The 26,208-nt window shown below is 59.3% G+C and carries 17 protein-coding genes; 10 read left to right on the plus strand and 7 right to left on the minus strand.

All coding sequences use genetic code 11. From position 1 onward, the window contains the following. Positions 1 to 196: 196 nt before the first annotated feature. Positions 197 to 583 (minus strand): tetratricopeptide repeat protein, encoded by a 387-nt coding sequence (locus VY732_RS23280; protein WP_007951249.1) that lies wholly within the window; start codon positions 581 to 583, stop codon positions 197 to 199. A gap of 170 nt (positions 584 to 753) precedes the next feature. On the opposite strand from VY732_RS23280, the gene pyk reads away from it, so the two are divergent. After that, complete coding sequence (gene pyk / locus VY732_RS23285; RefSeq protein WP_034153448.1) at positions 754 to 2,205, plus strand: pyruvate kinase; 1,452 nt, start codon at positions 754 to 756, stop codon at positions 2,203 to 2,205. A gap of 179 nt (positions 2,206 to 2,384) precedes the next feature. Here pyk and VY732_RS23290 read toward each other — a convergent pair whose 3' ends face one another. The 3 genes from VY732_RS23290 to VY732_RS23300 are packed head-to-tail and all read right to left on the minus strand — an operon-like array spanning position 2,385 to position 5,198. After that, a complete protein-coding gene (locus VY732_RS23290) occupies positions 2,385 to 3,134 on the minus strand; it encodes an enoyl-CoA hydratase-related protein (RefSeq protein ID WP_331691869.1) in 750 nt (249 codons plus the stop codon). Positions 3,135 to 3,163: 29 nt separating this feature from the next. Next, entirely contained in the window at positions 3,164 to 4,099 is a 936-nt protein-coding gene (locus VY732_RS23295; RefSeq protein WP_331691870.1) for an iron-sulfur-binding ferredoxin reductase, read from the minus strand. Continuing rightward, positions 4,092 to 5,198: a GGDEF domain-containing protein gene (locus VY732_RS23300; protein WP_077574313.1), complete on the minus strand. Its 1,107-nt coding sequence runs from the start codon at positions 5,196 to 5,198 to the stop codon at positions 4,092 to 4,094. The genes VY732_RS23295 and VY732_RS23300 overlap by 8 nt, the downstream gene beginning before the upstream one ends. A 1,047-nt stretch (positions 5,199 to 6,245) precedes the next feature. Between VY732_RS23300 and VY732_RS23305 the strand changes: the two genes are divergently transcribed. From VY732_RS23305 to VY732_RS23335, 7 genes are all read left to right on the plus strand, one after another. Further along, positions 6,246 to 7,769, plus strand: a complete 1,524-nt coding sequence (locus VY732_RS23305) for a fumarate hydratase (protein ID WP_007916251.1) — start codon at positions 6,246 to 6,248, stop codon at positions 7,767 to 7,769. A gap of 202 nt (positions 7,770 to 7,971) precedes the next feature. Continuing rightward, positions 7,972 to 12,456, plus strand: coding sequence for a SpvB/TcaC N-terminal domain-containing protein (locus VY732_RS23310; RefSeq protein WP_331691871.1), 4,485 nt, complete (start codon positions 7,972 to 7,974; stop codon positions 12,454 to 12,456). Then, positions 12,453 to 15,200 (plus strand): RHS repeat-associated core domain-containing protein, encoded by a 2,748-nt coding sequence (locus VY732_RS23315; protein WP_331691872.1) that lies wholly within the window; start codon positions 12,453 to 12,455, stop codon positions 15,198 to 15,200. Before VY732_RS23310 ends, VY732_RS23315 begins: the two co-directional genes overlap by 4 nt. Continuing rightward, positions 15,146 to 18,016, plus strand: a complete 2,871-nt coding sequence (locus VY732_RS23320) for an RHS repeat-associated core domain-containing protein (RefSeq protein WP_331691873.1) — start codon at positions 15,146 to 15,148, stop codon at positions 18,014 to 18,016. Before VY732_RS23315 ends, VY732_RS23320 begins: the two co-directional genes overlap by 55 nt. 83 nt (positions 18,017 to 18,099) lie before the next feature. After that, the gene (locus tag VY732_RS23325) at positions 18,100 to 19,860 is read left to right on the plus strand and encodes an ATP-binding protein (protein ID WP_331691874.1); all 1,761 of its coding nucleotides are present in this window, start codon (positions 18,100 to 18,102) and stop codon (positions 19,858 to 19,860) included. Then, complete coding sequence (locus VY732_RS23330; RefSeq protein ID WP_331691875.1) at positions 19,860 to 21,188, plus strand: sigma-54-dependent transcriptional regulator; 1,329 nt, start codon at positions 19,860 to 19,862, stop codon at positions 21,186 to 21,188. Before VY732_RS23325 ends, VY732_RS23330 begins: the two co-directional genes overlap by 1 nt. A gap of 383 nt (positions 21,189 to 21,571) precedes the next feature. Continuing rightward, positions 21,572 to 22,891: an MFS transporter gene (locus VY732_RS23335; protein WP_007912608.1), complete on the plus strand. Its 1,320-nt coding sequence runs from the start codon at positions 21,572 to 21,574 to the stop codon at positions 22,889 to 22,891. A gap of 141 nt (positions 22,892 to 23,032) precedes the next feature. Here the strand turns inward: VY732_RS23335 and VY732_RS23340 are convergent, their stop codons facing one another. Further along, entirely contained in the window at positions 23,033 to 23,791 is a 759-nt protein-coding gene (locus VY732_RS23340; protein ID WP_077574320.1) for a COG4705 family protein, read from the minus strand. Positions 23,792 to 24,133: 342 nt separating this feature from the next. On the opposite strand from VY732_RS23340, the gene VY732_RS23345 reads away from it, so the two are divergent. Further along, positions 24,134 to 24,409, plus strand: a complete 276-nt coding sequence (locus VY732_RS23345) for a hypothetical protein (protein WP_077574321.1) — start codon at positions 24,134 to 24,136, stop codon at positions 24,407 to 24,409. 260 nt (positions 24,410 to 24,669) lie between these two features. Continuing rightward, on the plus strand, positions 24,670 to 25,299 hold the full coding sequence (locus tag VY732_RS23350) for a flavin reductase family protein (protein ID WP_116030009.1): 630 nt from the start codon (positions 24,670 to 24,672) through the stop codon (positions 25,297 to 25,299). A gap of 4 nt (positions 25,300 to 25,303) precedes the next feature. On the opposite strand, the gene VY732_RS23355 is transcribed toward VY732_RS23350, so the two are convergent. Both VY732_RS23355 and VY732_RS23360 read right to left on the minus strand, forming a co-directional pair. Next, complete coding sequence (locus tag VY732_RS23355) at positions 25,304 to 25,546, minus strand: hypothetical protein (RefSeq protein WP_077574323.1); 243 nt, start codon at positions 25,544 to 25,546, stop codon at positions 25,304 to 25,306. Between the two features lie 44 nt (positions 25,547 to 25,590). Then, on the minus strand, positions 25,591 to 25,944 hold the full coding sequence (locus VY732_RS23360) for a putative quinol monooxygenase (RefSeq protein WP_038366796.1): 354 nt from the start codon (positions 25,942 to 25,944) through the stop codon (positions 25,591 to 25,593). Between the last annotated feature and the right edge of the window lie 264 nt (positions 25,945 to 26,208).

Below are 26,208 nucleotides of genomic sequence, written 5' to 3' on the forward strand. Positions count from 1 at the left end.
GCACCTTTGCTTCGGAACGTGCCTGTGTCGCAGGCCCGCTCTCCCCGCTTCCGGTGTGACGGTCGCCAAGTCGCCGTCACCTGACCACTTGCCAGTCGCAGGTGTTGCTCCGGGTTTACAGATTCAGCTCCAAACCCGGGTTACTCGACTATAGCTCAGCTTGTACACACAGCCAGATTTTGTATGACAACTGTCATCAGAAGCGGGTCGGGCGCACCACGGCAGCGGCGCTGCGCGTCGGGTAGTGGCCCAGGCTCTGCAAGGTTTCCAGACGCGCGCGGGCGCGGTAGGCGTATTCGCTGTTGGGGTACGAGGCAATGATGAACTGGTAGGTCTGCGCCGCATCGACAAACATTTTCTGCCGCTCAAGGCACTGGCCGCGCATCATCGACACTTCCGGCCACACATACGGGCGGGCACGGCTGGCGCGTTCGACCTTGGACAGCTCGAGCATGACCTGCTCGCAGTTGCCACGATCGTAGGCGCTGTAGGCGTTGTTCAAATGATGGTTCATCGACCAACGGGTGCAGCCCGTCACGGCGAGGACGCTGAGGGCAAGGGCGGCAATGGGTACGAATCGCATGAGGGTTCTCCTGTCTTGTGCTCTTTATCGACCCTTGCCGAGAAATCTTCAGAAGTGTTTGCGCCAATCGTCGTGTTCAATAAAGAAAACAATAAGTAGTGCATTCGAACAATGACTACACCCCAAGAGCATAGTAGCCTTCGCTAGCGCTTGAACTCAGGAGTCTTTGCATGTCCGTCCGTCGTACCAAAATCGTCGCTACCCTTGGCCCGGCCAGTAACTCGCCGGAAGTTCTCGAACAGCTGATTCTGGCTGGTCTGGACGTTGCCCGTCTGAACTTCTCCCACGGCACCCCCGACGAGCACAAGGCTCGCGCGAAGCTGGTGCGTGACCTCGCTGCCAAGCACGGCCGCTTCGTCGCCCTGCTCGGTGACCTGCAAGGCCCGAAAATCCGTATCGCCAAATTCGCCAACAAGAAGATCGAGCTGAAGATCGGTGATCAATTCACCTTCTCCACCAGCCATCCGTTGACCGAAGGCAACCAGCAAGTGGTCGGCATCGACTACCCGGACCTAGTCAAGGACTGCGGCGTGGGCGACGAGCTGCTGCTCGACGACGGCCGCGTGGTGATGCGCGTTGATACCCAAACTGACGACGCATTGCATTGCACCGTGACCATCGGCGGCCCGCTGTCCGACCACAAAGGCATCAACCGTCGCGGTGGCGGCCTGACCGCACCGGCCCTGACTGAAAAAGACAAGGCCGACATCAAGCTCGCCGCTGAAATGGAAGTCGACTACCTCGCGGTGTCCTTCCCGCGTGACGCTGCCGACATGGAATACGCCCGTCAACTGCGCGACGAAGCCGGCGGCACTGCCTGGCTGGTAGCGAAGATCGAACGTGCTGAAGCCGTGGCCGACGACGAAACCCTCGATGGCCTGATCAAGGCTTCCGACGCGGTAATGGTTGCCCGTGGTGACTTGGGTGTGGAAATCGGCGACGCCGAGCTGGTGGGCATTCAGAAGAAAATCATTCTGCACGCACGCCGCCACAACAAAGCTGTGATCGTCGCGACCCAGATGATGGAGTCGATGATCCAGAACCCGATGCCAACCCGCGCCGAAGTGTCCGACGTGGCCAACGCCGTGCTCGACTACACCGACGCCGTGATGCTGTCCGCTGAATCCGCAGCGGGTCTGTACCCACTGGAAGCTGTTCAAGCGATGGCACGCATCTGCGTCGGCGCTGAAAAGCACCCGACCGGTAAAACCTCCAGCCACCGTATCGGCAAGGAATTCACCCGCTGCGACGAAAGCATCGCGCTGGCGACCATGTACACCGCCAACCACTTCCCGGGCGTCAAAGCGATCATCGCCCTGACCGAAAGTGGCTACACCCCGCTGATCATGTCGCGCATCCGTTCTTCGGTGCCGATCTATGCGTTCTCGCCGCACCGTGAAACCCAGGCGCGTGCAGCCATGTTCCGTGGCGTGTACACCGTACCGTTCGACCCGGCTTCGCTGGAACCGCACGAAGTCAGCCAGAAGGCGATCGACGAACTGGTCAAGCGCGGCGTTGTGGAAAAAGGCGACTGGGTCATCCTGACCAAGGGCGACAGCTACCACACCACCGGCGGCACCAACGGCATGAAGATCCTGCACGTGGGTGACCCGCAGGTCTGAGTGATGCGCTGAAAAACAAGAGCCCCGGCATGTGAGTGCCGGGGCTTTTTGTTTTCTGATCCAGGAGATGTGTCGACTGATCCGACGCCATCGCGAGCAGGCTCACTCCTACAGGGGTACGCATTTCAAATGTAGGAGTGAGCCTGCTCGCGATGGCGTCAATCCATACAACAAATATCTCAATGCCGTTTGATAAATCCGGTCAACGCCGCCAACGCTTCCGGCGAGCGCAGTCTTTGAGTGAACAATGCGCCCTCCTCCTCGATCACCTTACGAATCAACTCGCGATCCGGCGCCCTCATCAATTGTTTGCTGATGCGCACCGCTTCCGCCGGCAGCTCTTCAAAACGCAATGCCACTTCCCGTGCCTTGCGTAACGCCGCATCACCACTGCCCAACGCCTCGGTGGCAATGCCCCACTGCGCAGCCTGTTCACCGCTAAAACCTTCGCCCAACAACAGAAGCTCCGCCGCTTTGGCCTGCCCAAGCAAACGCGGCAGGATCAGGCTGGAGCCGAATTCCGGACACAATCCAAGATTGACGAACGGCATGCGCAATCGCGCATCGCGGGCCACGTAGACCAGATCGCAGTGCAGCAACAATGTGGTGCCGATGCCCACCGCTGCGCCTGCCACAGCGGCAATCACCGGTTTGCGACATTCGAGCAGATTGAGCATGAAGTGAAACACCGGGCTGTCGAGGTCGCTCGGTGGTTGCTGGATAAAGTCGGCGATGTCGTTGCCGGCGGTGAAGCACTCGGCGCTGCCGGTGATCAGCACGGCGTTGATCTCGGTATCGCCATCGGCCTGCTTCAGCGCTTCGGCGAGGCGGCTGTACATGGCGCGGGTCAGGGCGTTTTTCTTGTCCGGGCGGTTGAGGCGCAGGGTCAGCAAACCGCGTTCGCGTTGCAGCAGGATGGCTTCGGTCATGGCGTGTCTCGCGTCTGAAAATTCAGCGCTCAACCACGGCTCAGAAATACGTCGGCCAGCAGTTGATTGCGCGGCAATCCGGCCAGGTACAGACGTCGGGCGAAGGCGTCGACACTGGCCGTCGAGCCGCAGACTAAGGCCAGGGTTTGCCGGGAAACAAGGCGCAGTTGCGCCAAAGCGGCGGCTGACTCGGCCGCTGTCCACAGCTCGACAGTGAGGTTTTCCCGTTGTGCGGCCAGTGCGGCAAGGGGTTTGGCCAGATAGTGCTCGTCGGCATCATGGGCCACGTGAATGATGCGGATCGCGCCTTGGTGATCCTGGCGCAGGGCTTCACGCAACACGCCGAACAACGGGCCTAGACCGGTGCCGGCAGCCAGCAGCCACAGCGGCCGGTTGTGCCAGTCGGGGTCGTAATGCAAGGCGCCGCCGCGCAGTTCACCGAGGCGGATAGAGTCGCCGATCTGCAAGCGCCGCGCGGCGTCGCTGAACTCGCCGGGCTGGCGGCAATCGAGGTGGAATTCGAGAAAACGGTCTTCTTCCGGCAGGCTCGCCAGCGAATATGGCCGGGCGATGTGATCGATCCACAACACCAGATGTTGCCCGGCGCTGTAGCGCAAGGGCCGCTGCGGGGTCAGACGCAAACGCAGGACGCTGTCGCTGAGCCAGTCCAGCGCCTCGACCACTGCCGGGCGACCGTCGGTGATCGGGTCGAAGGTGTGCACCTGCAAGTCTTCGACAACCTGACACTGACAGGCCAGACGCCAACCTTGCTGACGCTGTTCGGCGCTCAAGGCGTCCGGGCGATTGTCGGCGGGCAGGCCCTGCACGCATTGCACCAGACAGGCATGGCAACTGCCGGCGCGGCAGCTGTAAGGCACGACGACGCCATTCTGATTGAGGGCATCGAGCAGGTTGCTGCCTGTGGCCACTGACCATTGTCGCTCACCGACGCGAAGTTCAGGCATCAACGTTCTCCCACGCGGCCGCACAACGATTGCGCCCGTCACGCTTGGCCCGATACAAGGCTTGATCGGCGCGCTGCAAGGCGTCGTCCAGATCATCGCCCAACGCCAGCAGGGTCATGCCTGCCGACAGACTGAGGTTGCGCACATTCAGACCCACCAGTTCAACGTCGGTGAAGGCGATGCGCAGACGCTCGCAGCACGCGGTCAGCCGTTCGGCGTCGCAATCGGGCAGCAGCACAACGAATTCCTCACCACCATAACGCGCCAGTACATCGCCGTCGCGCAGACACGCCTGAGCGACGCCGGCGAAGGCCTGCAACACCTGATCGCCGGCGGCGTGGCCGTGCAGGTCATTGATGCGTTTGAAGTGGTCGAGGTCGATCAGTGCCAGACCGTGCACGACATCCTCGTCCATTTCATTCAGCTCTCGCGTGGCCAGACGCAGAAAATGTCGACGATTGAACAGTCCGGTCAATTCATCGGTGGCGACCAGATCTTCGAGCTGACGCATCATCCCGCGCAGGGTGTCCTGATGCGCCTGCAAGGCAAACCGGCGCTGGCGCTGGCGTTGTCGCGACACCTGGACGAAGCGTGCGTAAAGCACCAGCCACGCCAGCACCATCGCCAGAATGCACACCTGCAAGGCTGCGAGCGCTGGCTCGCGCAAGCGGAAGTGGTAACCGTCCCACAGCGTGATTGCACAGAAACTGAAGAACACCAGCAGGGCACAGCGGATGAACGCCCGTCGACTGAGATGGAACAGACCGAACAGCAGGATCAGCACGTAGAACACCAGAAAGGCGCCGCGAGCTTCATCCAGATGGGCGATCAGCCAGGTCTGCCAGCCGAGGCCGATCAATACCTGCGCTTCGGTCAGGCTGGGGTCGGCAAAGCGCAGGTTGCGCCCGCTCCAGAACAGCGCGAACAGCACCGACTGACTGATCACCACCAGCGCACTGCCGATGGCCACCGAGCTGACAGGCTGGGCGTAATGTCCGGTGAAAAACGCCAGCCACAGCAGCAGCAAAGCCAATCCATAGGTGGCCGCAGCGAGGGCAAAGCGTTTGAGCAAAAGACGTTGAATGGCGTTATGGGTCAATCGTTGACTCACCGTGCGATAAGAGGCTGACCGAGTGTCCTACTCTACAGACCGGCTGCCACTTTAGAGGCGTAGTCGATAAATGACCACCGATTTTCGGGCTCGAAATTTGACGTCAAAAGTGTGGCCTGCGTATACCGCCAAAAGCCCCTCACCCTAGCCCTCTCCCGGAGGGAGAGGGGACTGACCGAGTTGTTTGTTCGAGATACGCCGACCTGAAATACCGAGCCGAACTCAGGTTTGAACAGCATAAGATCGGCTCCCGCTCCTGAGCTGAACTCAAGTCTGAACAGCACCAAGATCAGCTCCCTTTCCCGAGTCGAACTCAGGTCTGAACAGCACGAAGATCGGCTCCCTTTCCCGAGCCGAACTCAAGTCTGAACAGCACGAAGATCAGCTCAATTTCCTGAGCCGAACTCAAGTCTGAACAGCACGAAGATCGGCTCCCTTTCCCGAGTCGAACTCAAGTCTGAACAGCACGAAGATCAGCTCCCTTTCCCGAGTCGAACTCAAGTCTGAACAGCACGAAGATCAGCTCCCCTTTCCCGAGTCGAACTCAGGTCTGAACAGCACGAAGATCAGCTCACTTTCCCGAGTCGAACTCAAGTCTGAACAGCACGAGATCAGCTCCCTTTCCCGAGTCGAACTCAAGTCTGAACAGCACGAAGATCAGCTCCCTTTCCCGAGTCGAACTCAGGTCTGAACAGCACGAAGATCGGCTCCCTTTCCCCCTCGCCCCCCTGGGGGAGAGGGCTGGGGTGAGGGGGTGGCTCTTGAAGTGCAAACCCTCTGTCCGATATTCGCCCACCCATGCGACCAACGAATGACTGCCGGCGCGTGTACGCCCCATCTAGGCGCGGTATACTGCCGCGCCTTTTTAGCGTCGCGCCAGCAGCCCCGGCGTGCCCGGCCCCAAGGGCCAGCTTCAAGTTGCAAGCTCCAGGCCGCAAGCTCAAGCAGTCCGCGTACTGCTCCAACTTGCCGCTGAAAGCTTGAAGCTTGTAGCTGCCCCATAGAATGTTCCCGTCTTTTAGAGGAGCGCGACTCATGACCGTGATCAAGCAAGACGACCTGATTCAGAGCGTTGCCGACGCCCTGCAGTTCATTTCCTATTACCACCCCGTGGATTTCATCCAGGCGATGCACGAAGCCTACCTGCGCGAAGAATCGCCAGCGGCCCGTGACTCGATGGCGCAGATCCTGATCAACTCGCGCATGTGCGCCACCGGCCACCGCCCGATCTGCCAGGACACCGGTATCGTCACCGTGTTCGTGCGCGTCGGCATGGATGTGCGTTGGGATGGCGCCACCATGGGCCTGGACGACATGATCAACGAAGGCGTACGTCGCGCCTACAACCTGCCGGAAAACGTCCTGCGTGCCTCGATCCTCGCCGACCCGGCGGGTGCTCGGAAAAACACCAAGGACAACACCCCTGCCGTGATTCACTACTCCATCGTCCCGGGCAACACCGTGGAAGTGGACGTGGCGGCCAAGGGCGGCGGTTCCGAGAACAAGTCGAAAATGGCCATGCTCAACCCGTCCGACTCAATCGTCGACTGGGTACTCAAGACCGTTCCGACCATGGGCGCCGGCTGGTGCCCACCGGGCATGCTCGGCATTGGCATCGGCGGCACCGCCGAGAAAGCCGCTGTGATGGCCAAGGAAGTGTTGATGGAATCCATCGACATTCACGAGCTGAAGGCCCGTGGCCCACAGAACCGCATCGAAGAAATGCGTCTGGAGCTGTTCGAGAAGGTCAACCAGTTGGGCATTGGCGCCCAGGGCCTCGGTGGACTGACCACCGTGCTCGACGTGAAAATCATGGACTACCCGACTCACGCAGCCTCGCTGCCGGTGTGCATGATCCCGAACTGCGCCGCCACCCGTCACGCACACTTCGTGCTCGACGGTTCCGGCCCGGCCTCGCTGGAAGCGCCACCGCTGGACGCCTACCCGGAAATCGTCTGGGAAGCCGGCCCGTCGGCTCGCCGCGTCAACCTCGACACCCTGACCCCGGAAGACGTGCAGAGCTGGAAGCCGGGCGAAACCGTCCTGCTCAACGGCAAAATGCTCACCGGTCGCGACGCGGCGCACAAGCGCATGGTCGAGATGCTCAACAAGGGTGAAACCCTGCCGGTCGACCTGAAGGGCCGCTTCATCTACTACGTCGGCCCGGTTGATCCGGTCGGTGACGAAGTGGTTGGCCCGGCTGGCCCGACCACCGCGACGCGGATGGACAAGTTCACCCGGCAGATCCTCGAGCAGACCGGCCTGTTGGGCATGATCGGCAAATCCGAGCGCGGCCCGACCGCAATCGAAGCGATCAAGGACAACAAAGCCGTGTACCTGATGGCCGTCGGCGGCGCGGCTTACCTGGTGGCTCAGGCGATCAAGAAGTCGAAAGTGCTGGCGTTTGCCGAACTGGGCATGGAAGCGATCTACGAGTTCGAGGTCAAGGACATGCCGGTCACCGTTGCGGTGGACAGCAAAGGTGAGTCGGTGCACATCACCGGTCCGGCGATCTGGCAACAGAAGATCAGCGAAAGCCTGGCGGTAGAAGTGCAGTAAGCATTTCGCTCTCATAAAAACGGCCGGTTCATCTGCAACGATGAACCGGCCGTTTTTGTTTGTGCGAACCGATCGCGATAAAAAACCTGCCAAAGCACACAAAATGATCTTGCGCACCTGTCAGATCTGACAGGTTCAATTTCAGCCTGTTCTTGTTAGCGTCAATCCATACACGCCCACGTCAAGCGCGATGGATTTCCCTATGCCCGATCAAGACTTGAGCATTACTGCTCCTTCCATCGCCAAAAGCTCATCAATCGCCACCATTGGCAACAGTTGGAGCGCCGTCGGCCCGACCGGTACGGCTGGATTAGAACTGCCTGTCCCGACGACTGCCGGACGCGGCTATGATCCGCAACTGACCCTGCGTCACAACAGCAACAGCGGCAACGGCCCCTTCGGCGTGGGGTGGGGTATAGACATCAGCCGGATCAGCCGCCGCACCAACAAGGGTGTGCCGCGCTACACCGTTCACGATGAAATCGTCAATCAGAATGGCGAAGTGTGCATGGCCGAGCTGGATGAAAACGGCGATCTCAAATACCGCTTGGAGAGCACATACAACGGCCAGGACATCGGCCCGCATAAAGTGGTGCGTTACTGGCCGCGAATCGAAAGCGATTTCGCCCTGTGCGAGTGCTGGCAACGGCAGACCGGGAAAGCCGATGAACCGGTGTTCTGGCTTGTGCATGGCGCTGATGGCTCATTGCTCTCCTACGGCATGACTGGCGCTTCACGCCTCGCCGACCCCGACGATGCGTCTCGTGTCAGCGCCTGGCTGTTGTGCGAAAGCATGAACGCGCGCGGCGAGCACATCTGCTACGAATACAAAGCTGACGATGCTGAGCCTGACCCGGTTCATGACTATCGTGCCCAGCGCTATCTGCGCCGGGTGTGCTACGGCAACGTCGTGGCAAGCAACCAGCTATTGAGCTGGACCTCCGATAACCCGGCGGCCACTGCGCGATGGTATTTCCAGTTGCTGTTCGATTTTGGCGAGCGCGGAACATTACTCACTGATAAGCCGGAATATGCCAGCACCAAGCTCTGGCCCGTGCGTGACGACGCTTTTCTGACCCACGGACAAGGTTTTGAACTGGGCACCCGAAGACGGTGCTACCAGGTGCTGATGTTTCATCACTTTCCTGACGGTGCAGTCGAAAACGCCAAACTCGCGCGCCGGCTGCTGCTGGAATATGGACCGCAGTCAGATGCGCAGCCCTACAGCCTGATCCGCGCGGCGCACTATCAAGGGTTCAATGCCGACGGTAGCGCCGAAAACTCACCGCCAGTGGAGTTCGAGTACTCGGCGTTCCGCATCAATAAAGTCCCGCAGCGCTTTCTCGAATCCGACCAGCAAAATGGCATTGAGGACGGCCGTTTCTACAGCTGTATCGATCTGTGGGGCGAAGGCCTGCCGGGTTTGCTCTGCCGTTACGACCAGGCCTGGTATTACCGAGCACCCAAGCGCGCGAAGCCCAACACCGACCAGGTCGATTATGAGCAATGGCAGTTGCTGGAGAAGATCCCTGTCGCCAACCGTAATAGCGCCGTGCTGCAAATGCTCACCGACCAGATCGGTAGCGGACGCTTGCAATGGGTCACCGCACAACCGGGCTTCAGTGGTTTTCGTGAACTGACCGAACAGCGTGGCCTCTCTGAATTTTTTCCCATCGACGCCTGGCCGAAGGAGTTTTTCTCCTCGCAGGCAGTCGTCGGCGACTTCGCCGGCAACGGTTTGCCTTCCATGGCGATCATCGCCAGAGACTACGTTCGCTACTACCAGAATCTGCGTGAGAAAGGCTTCGCACCGGCTGAGAACGTTACTCATGACCACGACGACCCCTTGCCAGTGTTCAGCAATTCACGCAGTGAACTGGTCCTGCTCGGCAATCTGACCGGCAGTGATATTCCCGGGTTGTGCCGCATTCGCCATGACCGGGTCGATTATTGGCCAAGTCTGGGTCATGGCAAATTCGGCAGAGGTCGCAAGATCAGCGAGTTGCCGTTCAACTATGGAGAATTCGATTCGTTGCGTGTGCGCCTTGCCGACATTGACGGCTCCGGCGCACCGGCGCTGATTTATCTGAAATCCGATGTTTTCGAGATCTATCTGAACTGCGCGGGTAACGGTTTCATACAAACGCCCATGATTGTCCCTTGGCCGACAGGCGTGCGGTACGACTCGTTGTGCCACGTTATCTTCGCCGACCTGCAGGGGCTGGGTTGCGCCACGCTGATCCTGACCGTGACGCACATGCAGCCGCAGCATTGGCGCTACGACTTCGTCTCGGCCAAACCCTATCAACTGATCGCCAGCAATAACAACATGGGTTGCAGCACCCGTGTGACCTATCGCAGTTCGGCACAGGAATGGCTGGATGAAAAGCGCGCCTTGCTCAAACGCCGGCGCCTGCCAGTGTGCCGTTTGCCATTTGCGGTGTCGGTGGTCAAGCAACAGCAGCAACTCGATGAGATCACCGGTAACTGCTTGACCCGGGTTTTTACCTGGCAGGAGGGGTATTACGATTCCCGGGAGCGCGAATTCCGCGGTTTTGGTCATGTGCAGCAGACCGACAGCGAAGCGGCCACGATCAATCCGGATCCAGGCTTCAGCCAGCCGGTACGAGTACTGACCTGGTACCACACGGGCCGCGCGCTGAATCTCTCCCGCCTGACCTATTTCAAAAGAGATGCGCAGGCTATCGCGTTGGGCAAAACCTTGTTCACCCGTTATGAGCGCAAAAAGGGCGTCGATAAAGTCGTCAAAACCACGCTCGACGCCGAAAGCAAATACCAGATTGCGCGGGCCTTGGTCGGCTCGGTTCTGCGCAGCGAGACGTATGCCGACACACCGCGCCTCACCACGCCGTACCTGGTCGTAGAGCGGCGTTATCTGGTGCGCGAAGTACGACCCCAGGATCAGTATGCCGCCGCGGTTTTGCTGCCGATGCTGGCAGAGGAAATCGAGTATCAATACGACTGTTTCGTCAATGATCCGCTTTGTCGGCACAGCATCAACCTGCTGCGGGACGCCTACGGATCATTGATCCGTGGGTTCAACGTGAGTTACGCCCGCAGGCTGACGGCCGACAGCCCCGCTCCCTTCCCCGATAAAGATGAAAACACTTTTTGGCGCGACGCCCACGACAAGGCACAGCAATCGTTCTATTTGAGTGAGTCGCGTGCCCGATTCATTGATCTGGACACTGATCGACAAAAATGGCGCCTGGGCCTGCCCTACCAACAACGTGAAAATGCGCTGGTGTTGCCCAAAGGCACGCTGCCTGCCGGGCTGAATCCGGCGCAGGTGTCCTACGAGAACTTTACGAAACATCAGGATTCGAAAACCTGGCTCGACCTGCGCGTACTGACAACACAATCCGTGCAGCGTTATGTGGGCACAGACGGTAAGCCACTCAATGATGGCGAAGCCGGTTTCGAAGCCTTGTCAGGCCGGGTGGAAGTGGCGCTGCTGGACAAAACCGCACTGGACGCCTACAGCCTGCCCGGCAAGGATTTTGACGTGCGGGCCGAACTGAAAAAAATCGGTTACAACTCAATGCCGTTTCTGTTCGGGATAGTCCCGCGGGGCAGTACACATCAGGACTTGTGGTCTGCGTACTTCAATGATGTCGAATACCACGATAGCGAGCATTTCCATCACGTGCGGCGTTATCGCGAAACACTCAGCCACGGTTGGACCAGCGCTGACTATGATTCCTTTTCACTGAGGATTATCCGCGTTGAACTGCCCGACGGTTGTGTGACGCAAACCCGCTACGATGATCACCATCTACTTCCCCGGGAAATCACCGACGCCAATGAAAACGTCGAGGAAGTGGATTACGACGCCTCCGGGCAACCCATGAGGTTCAGTTTTTACGGCAGCGAAGGGGGGGCGACCGTCGGCTTCTGCCGACTGAGCGAATATATCCCTCTGCCGGATATCCATCCTGAATGGGCCATCGCCAATCCGGAGGCCACCGTGCAACGTGCGGCGAGTACGCTGCATAAAGACTTGTTCAGCTGGATGGGACAGATTCCGCCCGGTGCGGCGTTGTACTCAAAATGGATAGACCAGAGGCTTCTGTTACCCAGCGGGCATATTCGCGCCAGCGCCCGCCGTCGGCTGACCCACGGTAAAGACCTGACGGCTGATGAACTGGCATTGCTTGCGGCGATAAAAGAAGTCTGGCGCGAGCCGGTGCACACGGTGAGCCTTAGAGCCGATCGCTACCCCGGCGACGTAATCAAGCAACAGTTCCAGATGGTCAAGGCCTGTGTCGACGGTTTTGGCCGGCCGTTGCAAACCCAACAACTGGTCGATCCGGGCGAGGCGTACGAGGTAGACCCGACAGACTGCTCGCTGCTCATAGATAAAGGTCAGTCGCCTGCCAATCCACGCTGGCGCATCAGCGAACGCGTCGAGTACAACAACAAGGGGTTGCCGACGCGCCAATACCGGCCGTTTTTTGCCCACAGGCATTGCTACATCAACGATCGATCACTGCACAAACTCGGACTGTACGATCAGCTGTTTTATGACCCATTGGGTCGCGTGGTTAAAGTGCTCAACGCCAAAGGCTACTTTTCCCGAGAGACTTACCATCCCTGGTATCGCGCCTCCTACGATTTCAACGACACCGCCGAAGAAGCGCCGCCTTCCAAGGTGCCGAAACAATGAACGCCAGTGTGCATTCGCGCACGCCCTCGCTGTCGGTGATCGACGGCCGTGGCCTGCCGATTCGTCAGGTCGCCTACCTGCGCACGGTGGCTGGCGAGCCCCCTGAAGCACTCGTGACGCGCCAACAACACGATGTGGCCGGCCGTCTGGTGGCGCAACACGATCCTCGCTTGCCCATAGCGAACGCCACAACCGTTTACACGCTGGACGGCGCGGCGGTGCTCACCGACAGCGTCGATAGCGGCAGGCGCCATGTGCTCGCCGGCCTGGCCGGCGAGCCACTGCAACGTTGGGACGAGCGCGGCCATCACTGGCGTTCGACCTTTGACAGCCAACTGCGCGTGGTGGCGATGGAGCTCTCGGGCAACGGTCAGAATCAGCTCGATACCTTCACCTATGCCGAGGGGGCCGAGAGCGCAACCCACAACCGGCGCGGCAAACTGATCCAGCAGGTCGATCCCTCAGGTTCACTGGACATCCCCTGCTACGCCTTCACCGGCCAGCCACTGGAGGAAACCCGTACGTTCCATGATGGCGCAGCGTTCACCAGCAATTATGTGTTCAGTCCGCTCGGCGTCGTGCTGGAGCAGACCGATGCCGGCGAACATTGTCGACGGTCACGTTACGGCCTCGCCGGGCATCTCAAGCAGGTGGATCTGTGGATCAAGGGCATACAACTACAACCGGTGTTGCTGGATGCGCAGTACAACGCCAATGATCAGATCGTCGAGCAACGGGCCGGCAACGGTGTGCTCAACCAATGGACCTACGATCCCGCCGACGGGCGCCTGCACACCCAGTGCAGCCAGGCAGGCGAAAAATTACTGCAGAGTTTTGTGTATTTTTACGACCGGGTCGGCAATGTTGTCCGCGTCGAAGACCGCATCTTTGAAGCCGTCTGGTTTGCCAATCAACGGATCGACGGTCACCGCGATTTCAGCTACGACTCGCTGTACCGGTTGATCCGCGCCACCGGCTACGACGACGCTGCGCCTTCGGAGATTCCCGGCTGGCCGACACCGACCGACCCGAAAAACCGCCTCAATTACACCCAGTGCTATTCATACGACACCGGCCACAACCTGACCGAACTGTGTCATGTACGAGACGGTAATACCTTCACCCGTCAGATGTGTATCGACCCGAACAGCAACCGCGGCGTGCTCTGGAAATCCGGCGACGCACCGCCGGATTTCGACACGTTGTTTGATCCTCACGGCAATCAACAGAATCTGAAGCCAGGTCCGACATTGCAGTGGAACGCGCGCGACGAGCTGGAAAGCGTGCCTCTGGTCATCCGGAAAAACAGCAACAGTGACGCCGAGCATTACCGTTACAGCCAGGGCCAGCGAGTCTTCAAATGCCATGAATGGTTTACCGGCACCACCCGCCACTTTCATCAGGTGCGTTACCTGCCCGGCCTGGAAATCCGCACCAAGGACGACGGCGAAGAACTGCACGTCATCAGCCTCGGCAATGCGCGGTGCCTGCACTGGATCACCGGGCGTCCCGCCAGCATTGAAAACAATCAAATGCGCTACAGCCTGGAAGACCACCTCGGCTCCTGCGTGATGGAGCTCGATCAACAGGCCGACATGATCAGCAAGGAAGGTTATTACCCCTTCGGCAGAACCGCGTGGCTGGCGGCACGAAACGAAGTGGAAGTGCGCTACAAATTCATCCGTTATTCAGGCAAGGAAATGGATGTCAGCGGGTTGTATTACTACGGTGCACGGTATTACGCGCCATGGTTGCAGCGCTGGGTCAGTGCGGACCCCGCGGGGGCCGTGGATGGGCTGAATCTGTATGGGTTTGTGCGTAACAACCCGGTCTCTTTTATCGATGTGCATGGCAACAGCGGAGAGAAATTCGACATCGTCAATTTCTCGAACTTCGTGACCGAGCTCAGTGATTACGCCGCTACTACGCAGGACAAGATGCAGAAGATATCAAAGAAACAGTACGGGACCGAGCTGCTGGCGAACGTTGTTGCAGAATCACTTATTGGCGTTGCCGGCTTCTTCGCTGGTTATTTCGGCAACGCGTTCGCAGGTTCAACACTTACCGCCGGTATGCCCTCCTTCGTCGGCTACTTGTCCGAGATGATTGTCATGCACGTCAGCGGCGATATCGGCGAGTCGATCGCCAGCAAATACACGTCCGTTGCAAATATGACAACCTCATTGATTCCACAAACTTCGGTAATGAGCGTCGCAGCCATTGATCAACAGGTCGGCATCACAGAGAGTTCATCGAGTTTCACCCCGGCCGATGCCGCCAACACCTTACTGGCCCGCGGCGTCGGATCATATCTTCCAGGCGTGGGCGCGGCACTTAATATCGGTGCGCGGGTGCAGGAAGTGGAGGACATTAAACATGGTCTGGATCCGGTCAAGATTGAAAAAATCGAAACGATGCTCTCCGGCTGGAAACAAGCCCTCACTTCGCGAATGGCCGATATAGAGAAAGCCTTCAGAAGCTTAGGACAAGACACGATCAATTCCGCTGGTGTACTACCTGATGCGAGCCGCCTGACGGCTGCTAAAACCATTCGACTCGATACCTTGCGAGAGGAGACCAATAAGGCCCTGGGGTATATCGAAAGCACCCAGACCTTCATGAAGTGGTACAAAGAGGACTTGCTCACAGACAACAGGTTTTTGCGCAAACAAGCGAAACCAGAGTCGAATTGGAAGAAGTTTCAGAAAATTGTTCTGCCCTTCACCAAACACAAATACAAATGAAATACGACCCCGTTCATAGGCGCACTCCAACGTTGGCGGCGGTCGATGGTCGTGGCCTGCCGATCCGTCAGGTCGCCTACCTGCGCACGTTGGCTGACGAGACCCCTGGAGCACTCGTGACGCACCAACAATACGATGTGGCCGGCCGTCTGGTGGCGCAGCGGGATCCGCGTCTGCCCACTGCGAATCTCACTAACGTCTACTCGCTAAACGGCGATGTCGTAAGGACTGACAGCGTTGACGCCGGCTGGCGCTTGACCCTCCCGGGACTGGCCGGTGAGCCTTTGCAGCGCTGGGACCAGCGCGGTAGCCATTGGCACATGAACTTCGATCAGCAACTGCGGGTGGTAGCGGTCGAGGAAAATGGTGAACCCGATGTGGATGTTTTCATTTACGCCGGCGCCTCGGCGAAGGCGCAGTTCAACCAACGCGGGCGGTTGCTGGAGCAAAAAGACCGTGCCGGTTCGCTGTTGACGGACAGTTTTTCCCTGACCGGCCCGCCGCTGTGCGAAACCCGCACCTTCCAGGACGGTGAAGCGTTCACCAGCGCACAGGTGTTCAGCCCGCTCGGTGCGCTGCTGGAGCAGACCGACGCCGGCGGCCATCAACGACGCTCGCGCTACGGCCTGGCCGGGCACCTCAAAAAAACTGAACTGCTGATCAGCGGCACGCCTGACTGGCAAGTGGTGTTGCAGGATACGCAGTACAACGCCAATGACCAGATCATCGAACAACTGGCCGGCAATCGCGTCCTCAGTCAGTGGACATATGACCCGGCGGACGGTCGTTTGCACACCCAGTCGAGCCACAAGGACGCTTACACAGTCCTGCAAAACCTCGAATATTTCTACGACCGCGTCGGCAATATCACCCGCATCAAGGACCACGCTTTTCAGCCGCGCTACTTCGCCAACCAACTGATCGATGGTCACCGCTATTTCACCTACGACTCGCTCTATCGGCTGACCAGCGCCACCGGTTACGACGACGCCCCACCGCCCGACATACCCGGCCTGCCGCAACCGGGCGACCCGAACAATCGCCTCAATTACACCCAGACTTACCAGTACGACAGAAGCGGCAACCTGACAAAACTTTGTCACGTGCGAGCCGGCAATAACTTCACCCAGCAGATGCGCATCGACCCACAGAGCAATCGTGGTGTGCGCTGGAAACAAGGCGATGCGGAGCCGGATTTCGACAAGTTGTTCGATACACACGGAAACCAGCAGGCGCTACAGCCAGGCCAATCCATGAGTTGGAATGCCCGCGACCAACTGTTGAAGGTGACCCTGCTACCCCGCACAAACGGGCGCAATGATGCCGAGGGTTACGGGTACAGTCGGGGCATGCGTGTGTTCAAACGCTACGAAACCTTCACTGCCACCACCGAACATTTCCAGCAGGTGCGCTACCTTCCGGGGCTGGAAATCCGCACCCGCGACAACGGCGAAGAACTGCACATCATCAGCCTCGGCAATGCGCGCTGCCTGCACTGGCTGGCGAAAAAACCCGATGACATCGACAACGATCAACTGCGCTACAGCCTCCAGGATCACCTCGGCTCCTGCGTGATCGAACTGGATCAGCAGGCGCGACGGGTCAGCGAGGAAGGTTATTACCCCTTCGGCGCCACGGCGTGGATGACCGCGCCCTCGGGGACTGAAGTCAGCTACAGATTCATCCGCTATTCGGGCAAGGAAATGGACGTCAGCGGTTTGTATTACTACGGCGCACGGTATTACGCACCATGGCTGCAACGCTGGATCAGCGCGGACCCGGCAGGCGACGTGGATGGGCTGAATCTTTACGCCTTCGTCGGCAACGATCCGATTGGCCATGTCGACGTCAACGGTGAATCCAAGTGGCCTACTTTGGACGATATGAATGCCGGAATGGATCGCATCATTGCTTCGCAAAACAAGAGCTATGCCAAAAATGCGCAACGCCTTGCAGAAAAGCGTATGGCCCGCCAAATGAATGATCAGATGATGCAGCACATTGAAATTCTGGGGATTACCCAGCGCCGCGCCAGCGATGCCGCCAAGCAACTCGACAGAATGGGTTCAGGCAGCGACATTGCCTTGGCGACAACACGCAGAACGCTGGTATTGGTCGCAAGCAAAGCCCTCAGTTATGGCGTCGGTCTAACGGTCGGTGTCGGTGCTCAGGCACTAGGCGCCGCGGCACCCGGTGTCGGCAACGTGATAGGCGCAGGGATGGGCTACGCCGCAAAAATCGGGGTCAGCGCGCTCATCGACTACGCGGCTGAAAGAAGCGGACTGAGCGCGTCGGTCAATTTGAAAACCTCCAAAGTGTCAGCGGACACTATTATCGAGAAAGCCCAACACAAACAAATGCAGCCGCTTGAGTATTTAAACGCCAAACTCCAGGGCATGATTCCTCGCGACAAAAAATCCGGACTCAAGTTGGTGAAGGAGGCAGGCGCTCAACTAACGGCGACGGGTGTGAAGGGAACTCTCAATTCACTACCTCCCGCAGCGGCCGGCGCCATCGCTAGCGGAGCCGCGGCGTTATGGAGTTTGCCGGAAATTGTCAATGAAGCAGCCAAGGCCATCTCTGGAAAATCCAGCGAAAAAATGTTTGAGTTCGAGGGGAAAATTCTCGGACTTGCACAGGCTATCGAGGCGAGTAACGACACGGTCCATGAGTATGCTCACGCACTTGGCAGAACAAGCATGAACGGCGTCGACCTCAACGATCTCGACCAGGAAACAGCCCGAATCACCGACATGCTCCACGGTCTGGCGTTAACGGTGCAAAAGCATAGAACTGCGCACAACGCCGCCGCGTAAATAGGCGGCTTTCTGAGCGGGGACAATGTTCCCGCCTGCCGACATGCTATCGTGCCCGCCCGACTGCCATCCGTTTGCCCAGCATGCTGCCGACTTCCCGTACCTTGCGTCTGTCGTTGTATACCCTGCTGATCATCACCGGCGCGGCGCTTGCCGCCACACTTGCGATCCGCCACGCCGAACGTCAGGCGCTGGAGGAAGACGCCGCCCGCGCCAACCAGCAACTGGCGTTGTACGCCAATTCCCTGCACACCCTGATCGACCGCTACCGCGCCCTGCCCGCCGTGCTGGCGCTGGACCCGCAATTGCGCTCGGCGCTGGCAGGACCGGTCGATGCCCAAGAGCAGTCGGCGCTGAATCTCAAGCTGGAAAAGATCAACGGCGCAGCGCAATCCTCGACCCTTGAATTGCTCGACCGCACTGGTCTCGCCGTGGCGGCAAGCAACTGGCGCTTGCCCAGCAGTTACGTCGGCCACAATTACGGTTTCCGCCCCTACTTCAGCCAGACCCGCACCCAGGGCACCGGGCGTTTTTACGCGGTGGGCGTGACCAGCGGGATTCCCGGCTACTTCCTCTCCAGCGCGGTGCTCGGCGACTACGATGAGTTTCTCGGCGCGATGGTGGTCAAGCTGGAATTCCCCGAGCTGGAACGCGAGTGGAGTCAGGGCAATGACACGCTGCTGGTCAGCGATGCGCGCGGGATCATCTTCATCGCCAACCAGCCCGGCTGGCGTTACCGCGCGCTGCGTGCGTTGAGCGCCAGCGACATGGCCGAGATCAAAGCCACGCGCCAGTACGACAAACAGTCGCTGCAGCCTTTGACTCATTTGTCGCTGCGCCGCTTCGATGACAACAGTGATCTGCGCCGCGTCGAAGGCCCTGAGGGCACAGCGGATTATCTATGGGAATCGCTGCCACTGAGCGCCGAAGGCTGGACCCTGCACCTGCTGCGCCATCCGCAAGTGGCCTTCGAAGACCTGCGCAACGCCGGCCTCGCCGCCGCCGGGGTGTGGCTGGCGCTGGTGTTTCTGTTGCTGTTTCTCAACCAGCGCTGGCGCCTGTCGAGAATCCGCCAGCGCAACCGTGAGGAACTGGAACAGTTGGTGGAAGAACGCACCCGCGACTTGCGTACCGCGCAGGACGGCCTGGTGCAATCGGCCAAACTCGCCGCGCTCGGCCAGATGTCCGCCGCGCTGGCCCACGAAATCAATCAGCCGCTGACCGCTCAGCGCATGCAACTGGCGACTCTGCGCCTGCTGCTCGACCATGGCCGGGTCGACGATGCCTATAAAGCCTTGAAACCGGTGGACGACATGCTCACGCGCATGGCCGCCCTCACCGGCCACCTCAAGACCTTCGCGCGCAAAAGCCCCAGCGGCTTGCGCGAGCGGCTGGATCTGGCGACGGTGGTCGATCAGTCGTTGCAGTTGCTCGATGCCCGGCTGCGCGACGAACAGGTCAGTCTGGTGCTGCACCTGACCCGTCCGGCGTGGGTGCGCGGTGATGCGATTCGTCTCGAACAGGTGCTGATCAACCTGCTGCGCAACGCCCTCGATGCGATGCAGGGCAAAGCCTGCAAGCGTCTGGAAATCCGTCTGGAAGCCGATGAACAACTGTGGCGGCTGAGCGTCAGCGACAATGGCGGTGGCATCGCCGAAGACCATTTGGGCCAGGTCTTTGATCCGTTCTTCACCACCAAACCGGTGGGCGACGGTCTGGGCCTGGGGTTGGCGGTATCCTTCGCTATCGTGCATGAATCCGGCGGTCGTCTGAGCGCCGAAAATGGCGACAGCGGCGCGGTGTTCAGCCTGACTTTGCCGATCGATCTGGAGGCACATATCTGATGCTCAACTCGGTAATGGTGGTCGATGACGAAAGCAGCATCCGCAGCGCCGTCGAGCAGTGGCTGAGCCTGTCGGGGTTCGCGGTGCAGTTGTTCAGCCGCGCCGAAGACTGCCTCGCCGCCCTGCCCGCGCACTTTGCCGGGGTGATCCTCAGTGACGTGCGCATGCCCGGCATGGGCGGCCTGGCGTTGTTGGCCGAGGTGCAGAAACGCGACGCTGATCTGCCGGTGATTCTGCTCACTGGCCATGGCGATGTACCGATGGCCGTCGAGGCGATGCGCGACGGTGCCTACGACTTTCTGGAAAAACCGTTCAGCCCGGAAACCCTGCTCGGCAGCTTGCGCCGGGCGCTGGACAAACGCCGGCTGATTCTGGAGAACCGCGCCCTGCACGAACAGGCTGACAACCGCGCGAAACTCGATGCGACGTTGCTTGGCGTCTCCCGTGGCTTGCAGACCCTGCGTCGGCAAGTGCTGGACCTGGCGGCGTTGCCGGTCAACGTATTGATCCGTGGTGAAACCGGCAGCGGCAAGGAACTGGTCGCGCGTTGCCTGCATGATTTCGGTCCGCGCGCGGCCAAGCCATTTGTGGCGCTGAACTGCGCGGCGATTCCTGAGCAGTTGTTCGAAGCCGAGTTGTTCGGCCACGAGAGCGGCGCGTTTACCGGCGCCTCGGGCAAGCGCATCGGCAAGCTGGAATACGCCGACGGTGGCACGCTGTTTCTCGATGAAATCGAAAGCATGCCGCTGGCCCAACAGGTGAAACTGCTGCGGGTGTTGCAGGAGCAGAAGCTTGAACGGCTGGGTTCGAACCAGAGCATTCGTGTCGACCTGCGGATTGTCGCGGCGACCAAACCGGATCTGCTCGACGAGGCTCGGGCCGGGCGATTTCGCGAGGATCTGGCCTACCGTCTCAACGTCGCCGAGCTGCGCTTGCCGCCGCTGCGCGATCGTCGCGAAGACATTCCGTTGTTATTCGAAACCTTTGCCCACAATGCCGCTGAACGCCTGGGGCGCACCTTTCCACCTTTGAGTGGTGCGCAATTGAGCCATCTGCTCAGCCACGACTGGCCGGGCAACGTGCGCGAACTGGCCAACGTTGCCGAACGCCAGGTGTTGGGGCTGGATGAGCCTGCGCCGGAGATTGATCCGGGGCAATCGCTGGCAGCGCAACAGGAGGCGTTTGAGGCGCAGTGTTTGCGTGCAGCGCTGACCCGGCACAAGGGCGATGTGAAAGCGGTGCTCGAAGAACTGCAACTGCCGCGCCGCACGTTCAATGAAAAGCTGCAGCGGCATGGGTTGAGTCGGGAGATGTTTCTGGCAGAGTGAGGCTGGGTCGGGATTTTTTGGTGTGGCTGAAATCCATCCCCCTCACCCCAACCCTCTCCCCCAAGGGGGCGAGGGGGAAGGGAGCCGATCTCCATGCTTTTCAAACCTGAGTTCGACTCGGTATCTCAGGTCGGTGCACTCGAACAATCCACTCGGTCAGTCCCCTCTCCCTCCGGGAGAGGGCTAGGGTGAGGGGCTTTTGATCTTCGCCCCAATAAGCGGAAATCCGCTCATCAAACCAGATTCTTCGGCGATATCCCGCTCACCCGATCCCGCCACCCCCTCTAAACCGGCCCTCCCCCCGTTGGCACACCTCCTGCTATAGCCCTCGCAGGCTGCGTTCCAACGCGCTCCACAAAAACAATTAAACGAAGGATCCTTCAATGGATAACTCCAACGCCCTGCCACTTGGGTCGGCTGCCGTGCCCGCCAAAGAAAGAACCACCGCCAGCCGGATCAAATCGATCTTCAGCGGTTCCGTCGGCAACATGGTCGAATGGTACGACTGGTATGTGTATGCCGCCTTCTCCCTGTACTTCGCGAAAACCTTCTTCCCTGCCGGTTCCACCACCGCCCAACTGATGAACACCGCCGCGATTTTCGCCGTGGGCTTTCTGATGCGTCCGATCGGTGGCTGGCTGATGGGCATGTACGCTGACAAGGTCGGCCGTAAAAAAGCCCTGATGGCCTCGGTCTACCTGATGTGCTTCGGCTCGCTGCTGATCGCCCTCAGCCCGAACTACGAAACCATCGGCATCGGCGCGCCGATCCTGCTGGTGTTCGCGCGACTGCTGCAAGGCCTGTCGGTCGGTGGCGAATATGGCACCTCGGCGACCTATCTCTCGGAGATGGCGACCAAGGAACGTCGCGGTTTCTTCTCCAGCTTCCAGTACGTGACCCTGATCTCCGGCCAGCTCATCGCGCTGGGCGTACTGATCGTGCTGCAGAACGTACTGACCACTGAACAGCTGTACGCGTGGGGCTGGCGTATTCCGTTCGCCATCGGCGCGCTGTGTGCGGTCGTGGCGCTGTACCTGCGTCGTGGCATGGAAGAAACCGAGTCGTTCACCAAGAAAGAAAAATCCAAGGAAAGCGCCATGCGCACCTTGATGCGCCACCCCAAAGAGCTGTTGACCGTGGTCGGCCTGACCATGGGCGGCACCCTGGCGTTCTACACCTACACCACTTACATGCAGAAATACCTGGTGAACACGGTCGGCATGAGCATCTCCGACTCGACCACCATTTCTGCCGCCACGCTGTTCCTGTTCATGTGCCTGCAGCCGATCATCGGCGGCCTGTCGGACAAGATCGGTCGTCGTCCGATCCTGATCGCCTTCGGCGTGCTGGGGACGATCTTCACCGTGCCGATCCTGATGACCCTGCACACCATTCAAACCTGGTGGGGCGCGTTCTTCCTGATCATGGCGGCGCTGATCATCGTCAGCGGCTACACCTCGATCAACGCGGTGGTGAAAGCCGAATTGTTCCCGACTGAAATCCGCGCCCTGGGCGTCGGCCTGCCGTATGCACTGACCGTGTCGATCTTTGGCGGCACCGCTGAATACATCGCGCTGTGGTTCAAGAGCATCGGCATGGAAACCGGTTACTACTGGTATGTGACGGCGTGCATCGCGGTGTCGTTGCTGGTGTACATCACCATGAAAGACACCCAGAAGCATTCGCGTATCGTCACCGACTGATCGGGATTTCACAGCCACTGCAATGGTGGCTGTGATGGACTCTTCGCGAGCAGACTCGCTCCCACATTGGATCCGTGATCGACACAAATCCCCTGTGGGAGCGAGCCTGCTCGCGAATGCCTCAACTCGACTTCGGATCAATCAGGACATTTCGGCAGCCGCCCCCTGTCTGCCATACCGCTTCTGCGCATACGAAGCCCCGACAATCATCACCAGCAGAATCCCCGCCAGCACCGCAGAAGAACCGATGGTGCCGAAGTCCAGCCCACCCTTCTCATGGGGCTTGGTCATCAAGTCGCCCAACGTCGCGCCAAACGGCCGGGTCAGCACGAACGCCACCCAGAACAACACCACTGTGGAAATCTTCGTGAAGTATTTCAGCAGCACGACCGCCGCGATGGTCGAGCCGATCAGCAGCGCGCCACCGGCAAAACCCAGCCCTGAATCGTCGGCAAGGTAGTCGCCCAGCGCGGTGCCGAGGGTGTTGGAAAACAGAATCGCCATCCAGTAGAACATCTCGCCACGAAAAGTCTGCACCTTGCTGACATTGAGCGAATCACCGCTCAGACGCCACGCAGCAAAGATCGCCAGCAAAATCGCGATAAGGATCATCGAGCCGGTGGCGTAACCCAGTCCGAGGGTGCGATCCATGAAGTCCGACATGGTCGTGCCGGCGGTACTGGTCGACAGGATCACCAGCCAGTACAGCAATGGTTTGTACGTCTTGGCCATCAACTGCGTGATCAGCGTCAGGACAAACACGCTGATCAGAATCAGCGAGCTCATGGCGTAACCGACGTTAAGGGTCATCGACAGCAAATCGCCCGCGGTTTCCCCCAGGGTCGTCGCGCAGATTTTCATGACCCAGAAGGCCAGGGTGATTTGAGGAAGTTTATTCATCGCAAGCAACGCTCCAGTGTGTGACGGCCGGTTCTTGGTTTTCTGGCCGTGGGCAGACTGGCGTTGCGGCAGTGAAAATGCGGTCGGCAAAGTATGAAAAATCTGTCACACGCGCAAAAACAGCGATTAATCGCTAATTAATACTGCCCCTGCATTCTGCAATCACCTGATCGATGACCTGCGCGACGCTCGCACCGACGACGAAAGCGAATACTCTGCGCCGTCCTTAATATCAATTTAATCGATTGTTTTTAGCATTAATTTGCGCTTTTTAATCAATTTAGTTGGCGTAGCATTAAACCCAAGCAAGACACACCCGCCAACGAATCTGGAGTAACCGACATGAAAACCAAACTGATCCTCGCCCTGACCCTTTCCGTACTGGCCGCCAATACCTTCGCCGCCGACGGCTCGGATCGCACCAAATCCGCCGACTTCATCAACGGCGCCAGCGCCGCGATCGAAACCAGCCACTCGGGCACCTATGCTGCTGACGGTTTTGATAAAACCAACATTGGCAAAGCTGTGGCTGCCGATGGTTTCGACAAGACCAACCTGGGTAAAACGGTCGCTGCTGACGGCTTCGATAAAACCGGTACTGCCGCTGCCATTAGCTAAGTATCAGCAGTCCTCCCACAGCCCGGCCTTGGCCGGGCTTAGTCTTTTCTGGGGGATGACAATCTCTGAACTCCACACAAATCCCTTGTAGGAGCGAGCCTGCTCGCGATAGCGGTGGGTCAGTCAAACATCTATCAACTGACACACCGCTATCGCGAGCAGGCTCACTCCTACACGGGGTTTTGCGTCTGGCTGGAAATATGCGGAGCGTCCTTGCACTATGGCTGCATCCGAAAAGCAGCCTCAGGAATTCACCCACCATGCCCGATGACATCCACTTCTACGAACCCGCCAATGGCCACGGTCTGCCCCACGATCCGTTCAACGCCATCGTCGGTCCGCGCCCGATCGGCTGGATTTCCTCGCAGGATGCCAATGGTCAGCTCAACCTGGCGCCGTACAGCTTCTTCAACGCCTTCAACTACATTCCGCCGATCATTGGTTTTTCCAGTGTCGGGCGCAAAGACAGCCTGAACAACATCGAGCAGACCGGCGAATTCGTCTGGAACCTCGCCACCCGCCCGCTGGCCGAGCAGATGAACCAGAGCTGCGCAATGGTCGCGCCTGAGGTCAATGAATTTGAATTGGCGGGATTGACGACGGTCGCGTCAAAAGTGATTTCGGTGCCACGGGTCGCCGAAAGTCCGGTGTCCTTCGAATGCAAGGTCACGCAGATCATTCAGTTGCAGCGTGCCGATGGCGAGACGGTGCCGAGCTGGCTGGTCCTCGGCGAAGTGGTCGCCGTTCACATTGCCAAGTGGCTGTTGAAGGACGGCATCTACGACACCGCCGCGGCAGAACCGATTCTGCGCGGCGGCGGGCCGGCGGATTATTTCCAGCTGGGGCCTGAGGCCCTGTTCAAGATGTGGCGTCCGGGTGCCAACAAGTAACGCGTTACCAGATCAATTCGGCGTCGTCAGTGACGCCCTTGAGGTTATCCAGCTCATTGATCGCCGCTTCATCGGCGGCAATGGCGCCGGGGAAGATCTGGTCATTCAGCAGTTTGTGAAAGCGTGGTGCGCCGCCATCGACCAAGGCCTTGACCGCGATTGCCGCGTGATAGCCCTTGTTGCCGCCCAACTCGACGGGGACGACTGCGGAAACTGCTTCGAAGTGTTCGAACTCTTTACGTGCCATGTCACACATCCCGGCTCAGACAAATTAAGCCGGACATTAAACCCTCAACCGACGAGTTTGTGTACCGGCGCCGGGCATTGGCCGAGGGCTTGTGCCGCCGACACGTCCTTGAAGGTGTGGAAGTCGAGGCTGTTGACCACCAGTTCCTGCACCAGCTCGGCGAAGATTTCCATCGACGGGCTGTTGAAATAGTTGGTCATCATTTGCTGACTGCTCCAGAACCCGGAGACCAGCCACAACTCGGGATCACACTGCGAATGCTGCAAGGCAAAGCTCAGGCAACCGGGGGCGGCGCGGGACGGATCGATCAACGCACTGAGGCGTACACCGAGTTCCGCCGAACGCCCGGCGCGCGCTCGAACGAAGGCCATATGACTGACGGGAATCTGCTTGGACATGTTCAACCCTCCCAGGGAGTCGCGTGGCAGCCGGGGGACGGGCTGCGACAGGATCAAAGGTTAAGGGCCACGCGCTAGGTGCCGTTAGTCGATTCCTGCCGCCGCGTTGCACAATCCTGCGAGACTGCATGCAGAACCTGTAACAACCTGTAAAACTGCGTCACACGGTTGTCACACGGCGTATCAAGCAAGTTTTCCGCGCTGTGTTCAGCTATGGCTGGGCATGCTCATGAGCCCAAGCAGAATCAGGCAAGCATTTCGCAG

Origin of the sequence: Pseudomonas sp. ZY71, from assembly GCF_036542145.1 — a bacterium.
Classification (GTDB): Bacteria; Pseudomonadota; Gammaproteobacteria; order Pseudomonadales; family Pseudomonadaceae; genus Aquipseudomonas; species Aquipseudomonas koreensis_A.

What these genes read in the sequence shown, in the direction of transcription:
- VY732_RS23280 (WP_007951249.1), bottom strand. Translation starts at nt 583, where the DNA reads ATGCGATTCGTACCCATTGCCGCCCTTGCCCTCAGCGTCCTCGCCGTG.
- pyk (WP_034153448.1), top strand. Translation starts at nt 754, where the DNA reads ATGTCCGTCCGTCGTACCAAAATCGTCGCTACCCTTGGCCCGGCCAGT.
- VY732_RS23290 (WP_331691869.1), bottom strand. Translation starts at nt 3,134, where the DNA reads ATGACCGAAGCCATCCTGCTGCAACGCGAACGCGGTTTGCTGACCCTG.
- VY732_RS23295 (WP_331691870.1), bottom strand. Translation starts at nt 4,099, where the DNA reads ATGCCTGAACTTCGCGTCGGTGAGCGACAATGGTCAGTGGCCACAGGC.
- VY732_RS23305 (WP_007916251.1), top strand. Translation starts at nt 6,246, where the DNA reads ATGACCGTGATCAAGCAAGACGACCTGATTCAGAGCGTTGCCGACGCC.
- VY732_RS23310 (WP_331691871.1), top strand. Translation starts at nt 7,972, where the DNA reads ATGCCCGATCAAGACTTGAGCATTACTGCTCCTTCCATCGCCAAAAGC.
- VY732_RS23315 (WP_331691872.1), top strand. Translation starts at nt 12,453, where the DNA reads ATGAACGCCAGTGTGCATTCGCGCACGCCCTCGCTGTCGGTGATCGAC.
- VY732_RS23325 (WP_331691874.1), top strand. Translation starts at nt 18,100, where the DNA reads ATGCTGCCGACTTCCCGTACCTTGCGTCTGTCGTTGTATACCCTGCTG.
- VY732_RS23330 (WP_331691875.1), top strand. Translation starts at nt 19,860, where the DNA reads ATGCTCAACTCGGTAATGGTGGTCGATGACGAAAGCAGCATCCGCAGC.
- VY732_RS23335 (WP_007912608.1), top strand. Translation starts at nt 21,572, where the DNA reads ATGGATAACTCCAACGCCCTGCCACTTGGGTCGGCTGCCGTGCCCGCC.
- VY732_RS23340 (WP_077574320.1), bottom strand. Translation starts at nt 23,791, where the DNA reads ATGAATAAACTTCCTCAAATCACCCTGGCCTTCTGGGTCATGAAAATC.
- VY732_RS23345 (WP_077574321.1), top strand. Translation starts at nt 24,134, where the DNA reads ATGAAAACCAAACTGATCCTCGCCCTGACCCTTTCCGTACTGGCCGCC.
- VY732_RS23350 (WP_116030009.1), top strand. Translation starts at nt 24,670, where the DNA reads ATGCCCGATGACATCCACTTCTACGAACCCGCCAATGGCCACGGTCTG.
- VY732_RS23355 (WP_077574323.1), bottom strand. Translation starts at nt 25,546, where the DNA reads ATGGCACGTAAAGAGTTCGAACACTTCGAAGCAGTTTCCGCAGTCGTC.
- VY732_RS23360 (WP_038366796.1), bottom strand. Translation starts at nt 25,944, where the DNA reads ATGTCCAAGCAGATTCCCGTCAGTCATATGGCCTTCGTTCGAGCGCGC.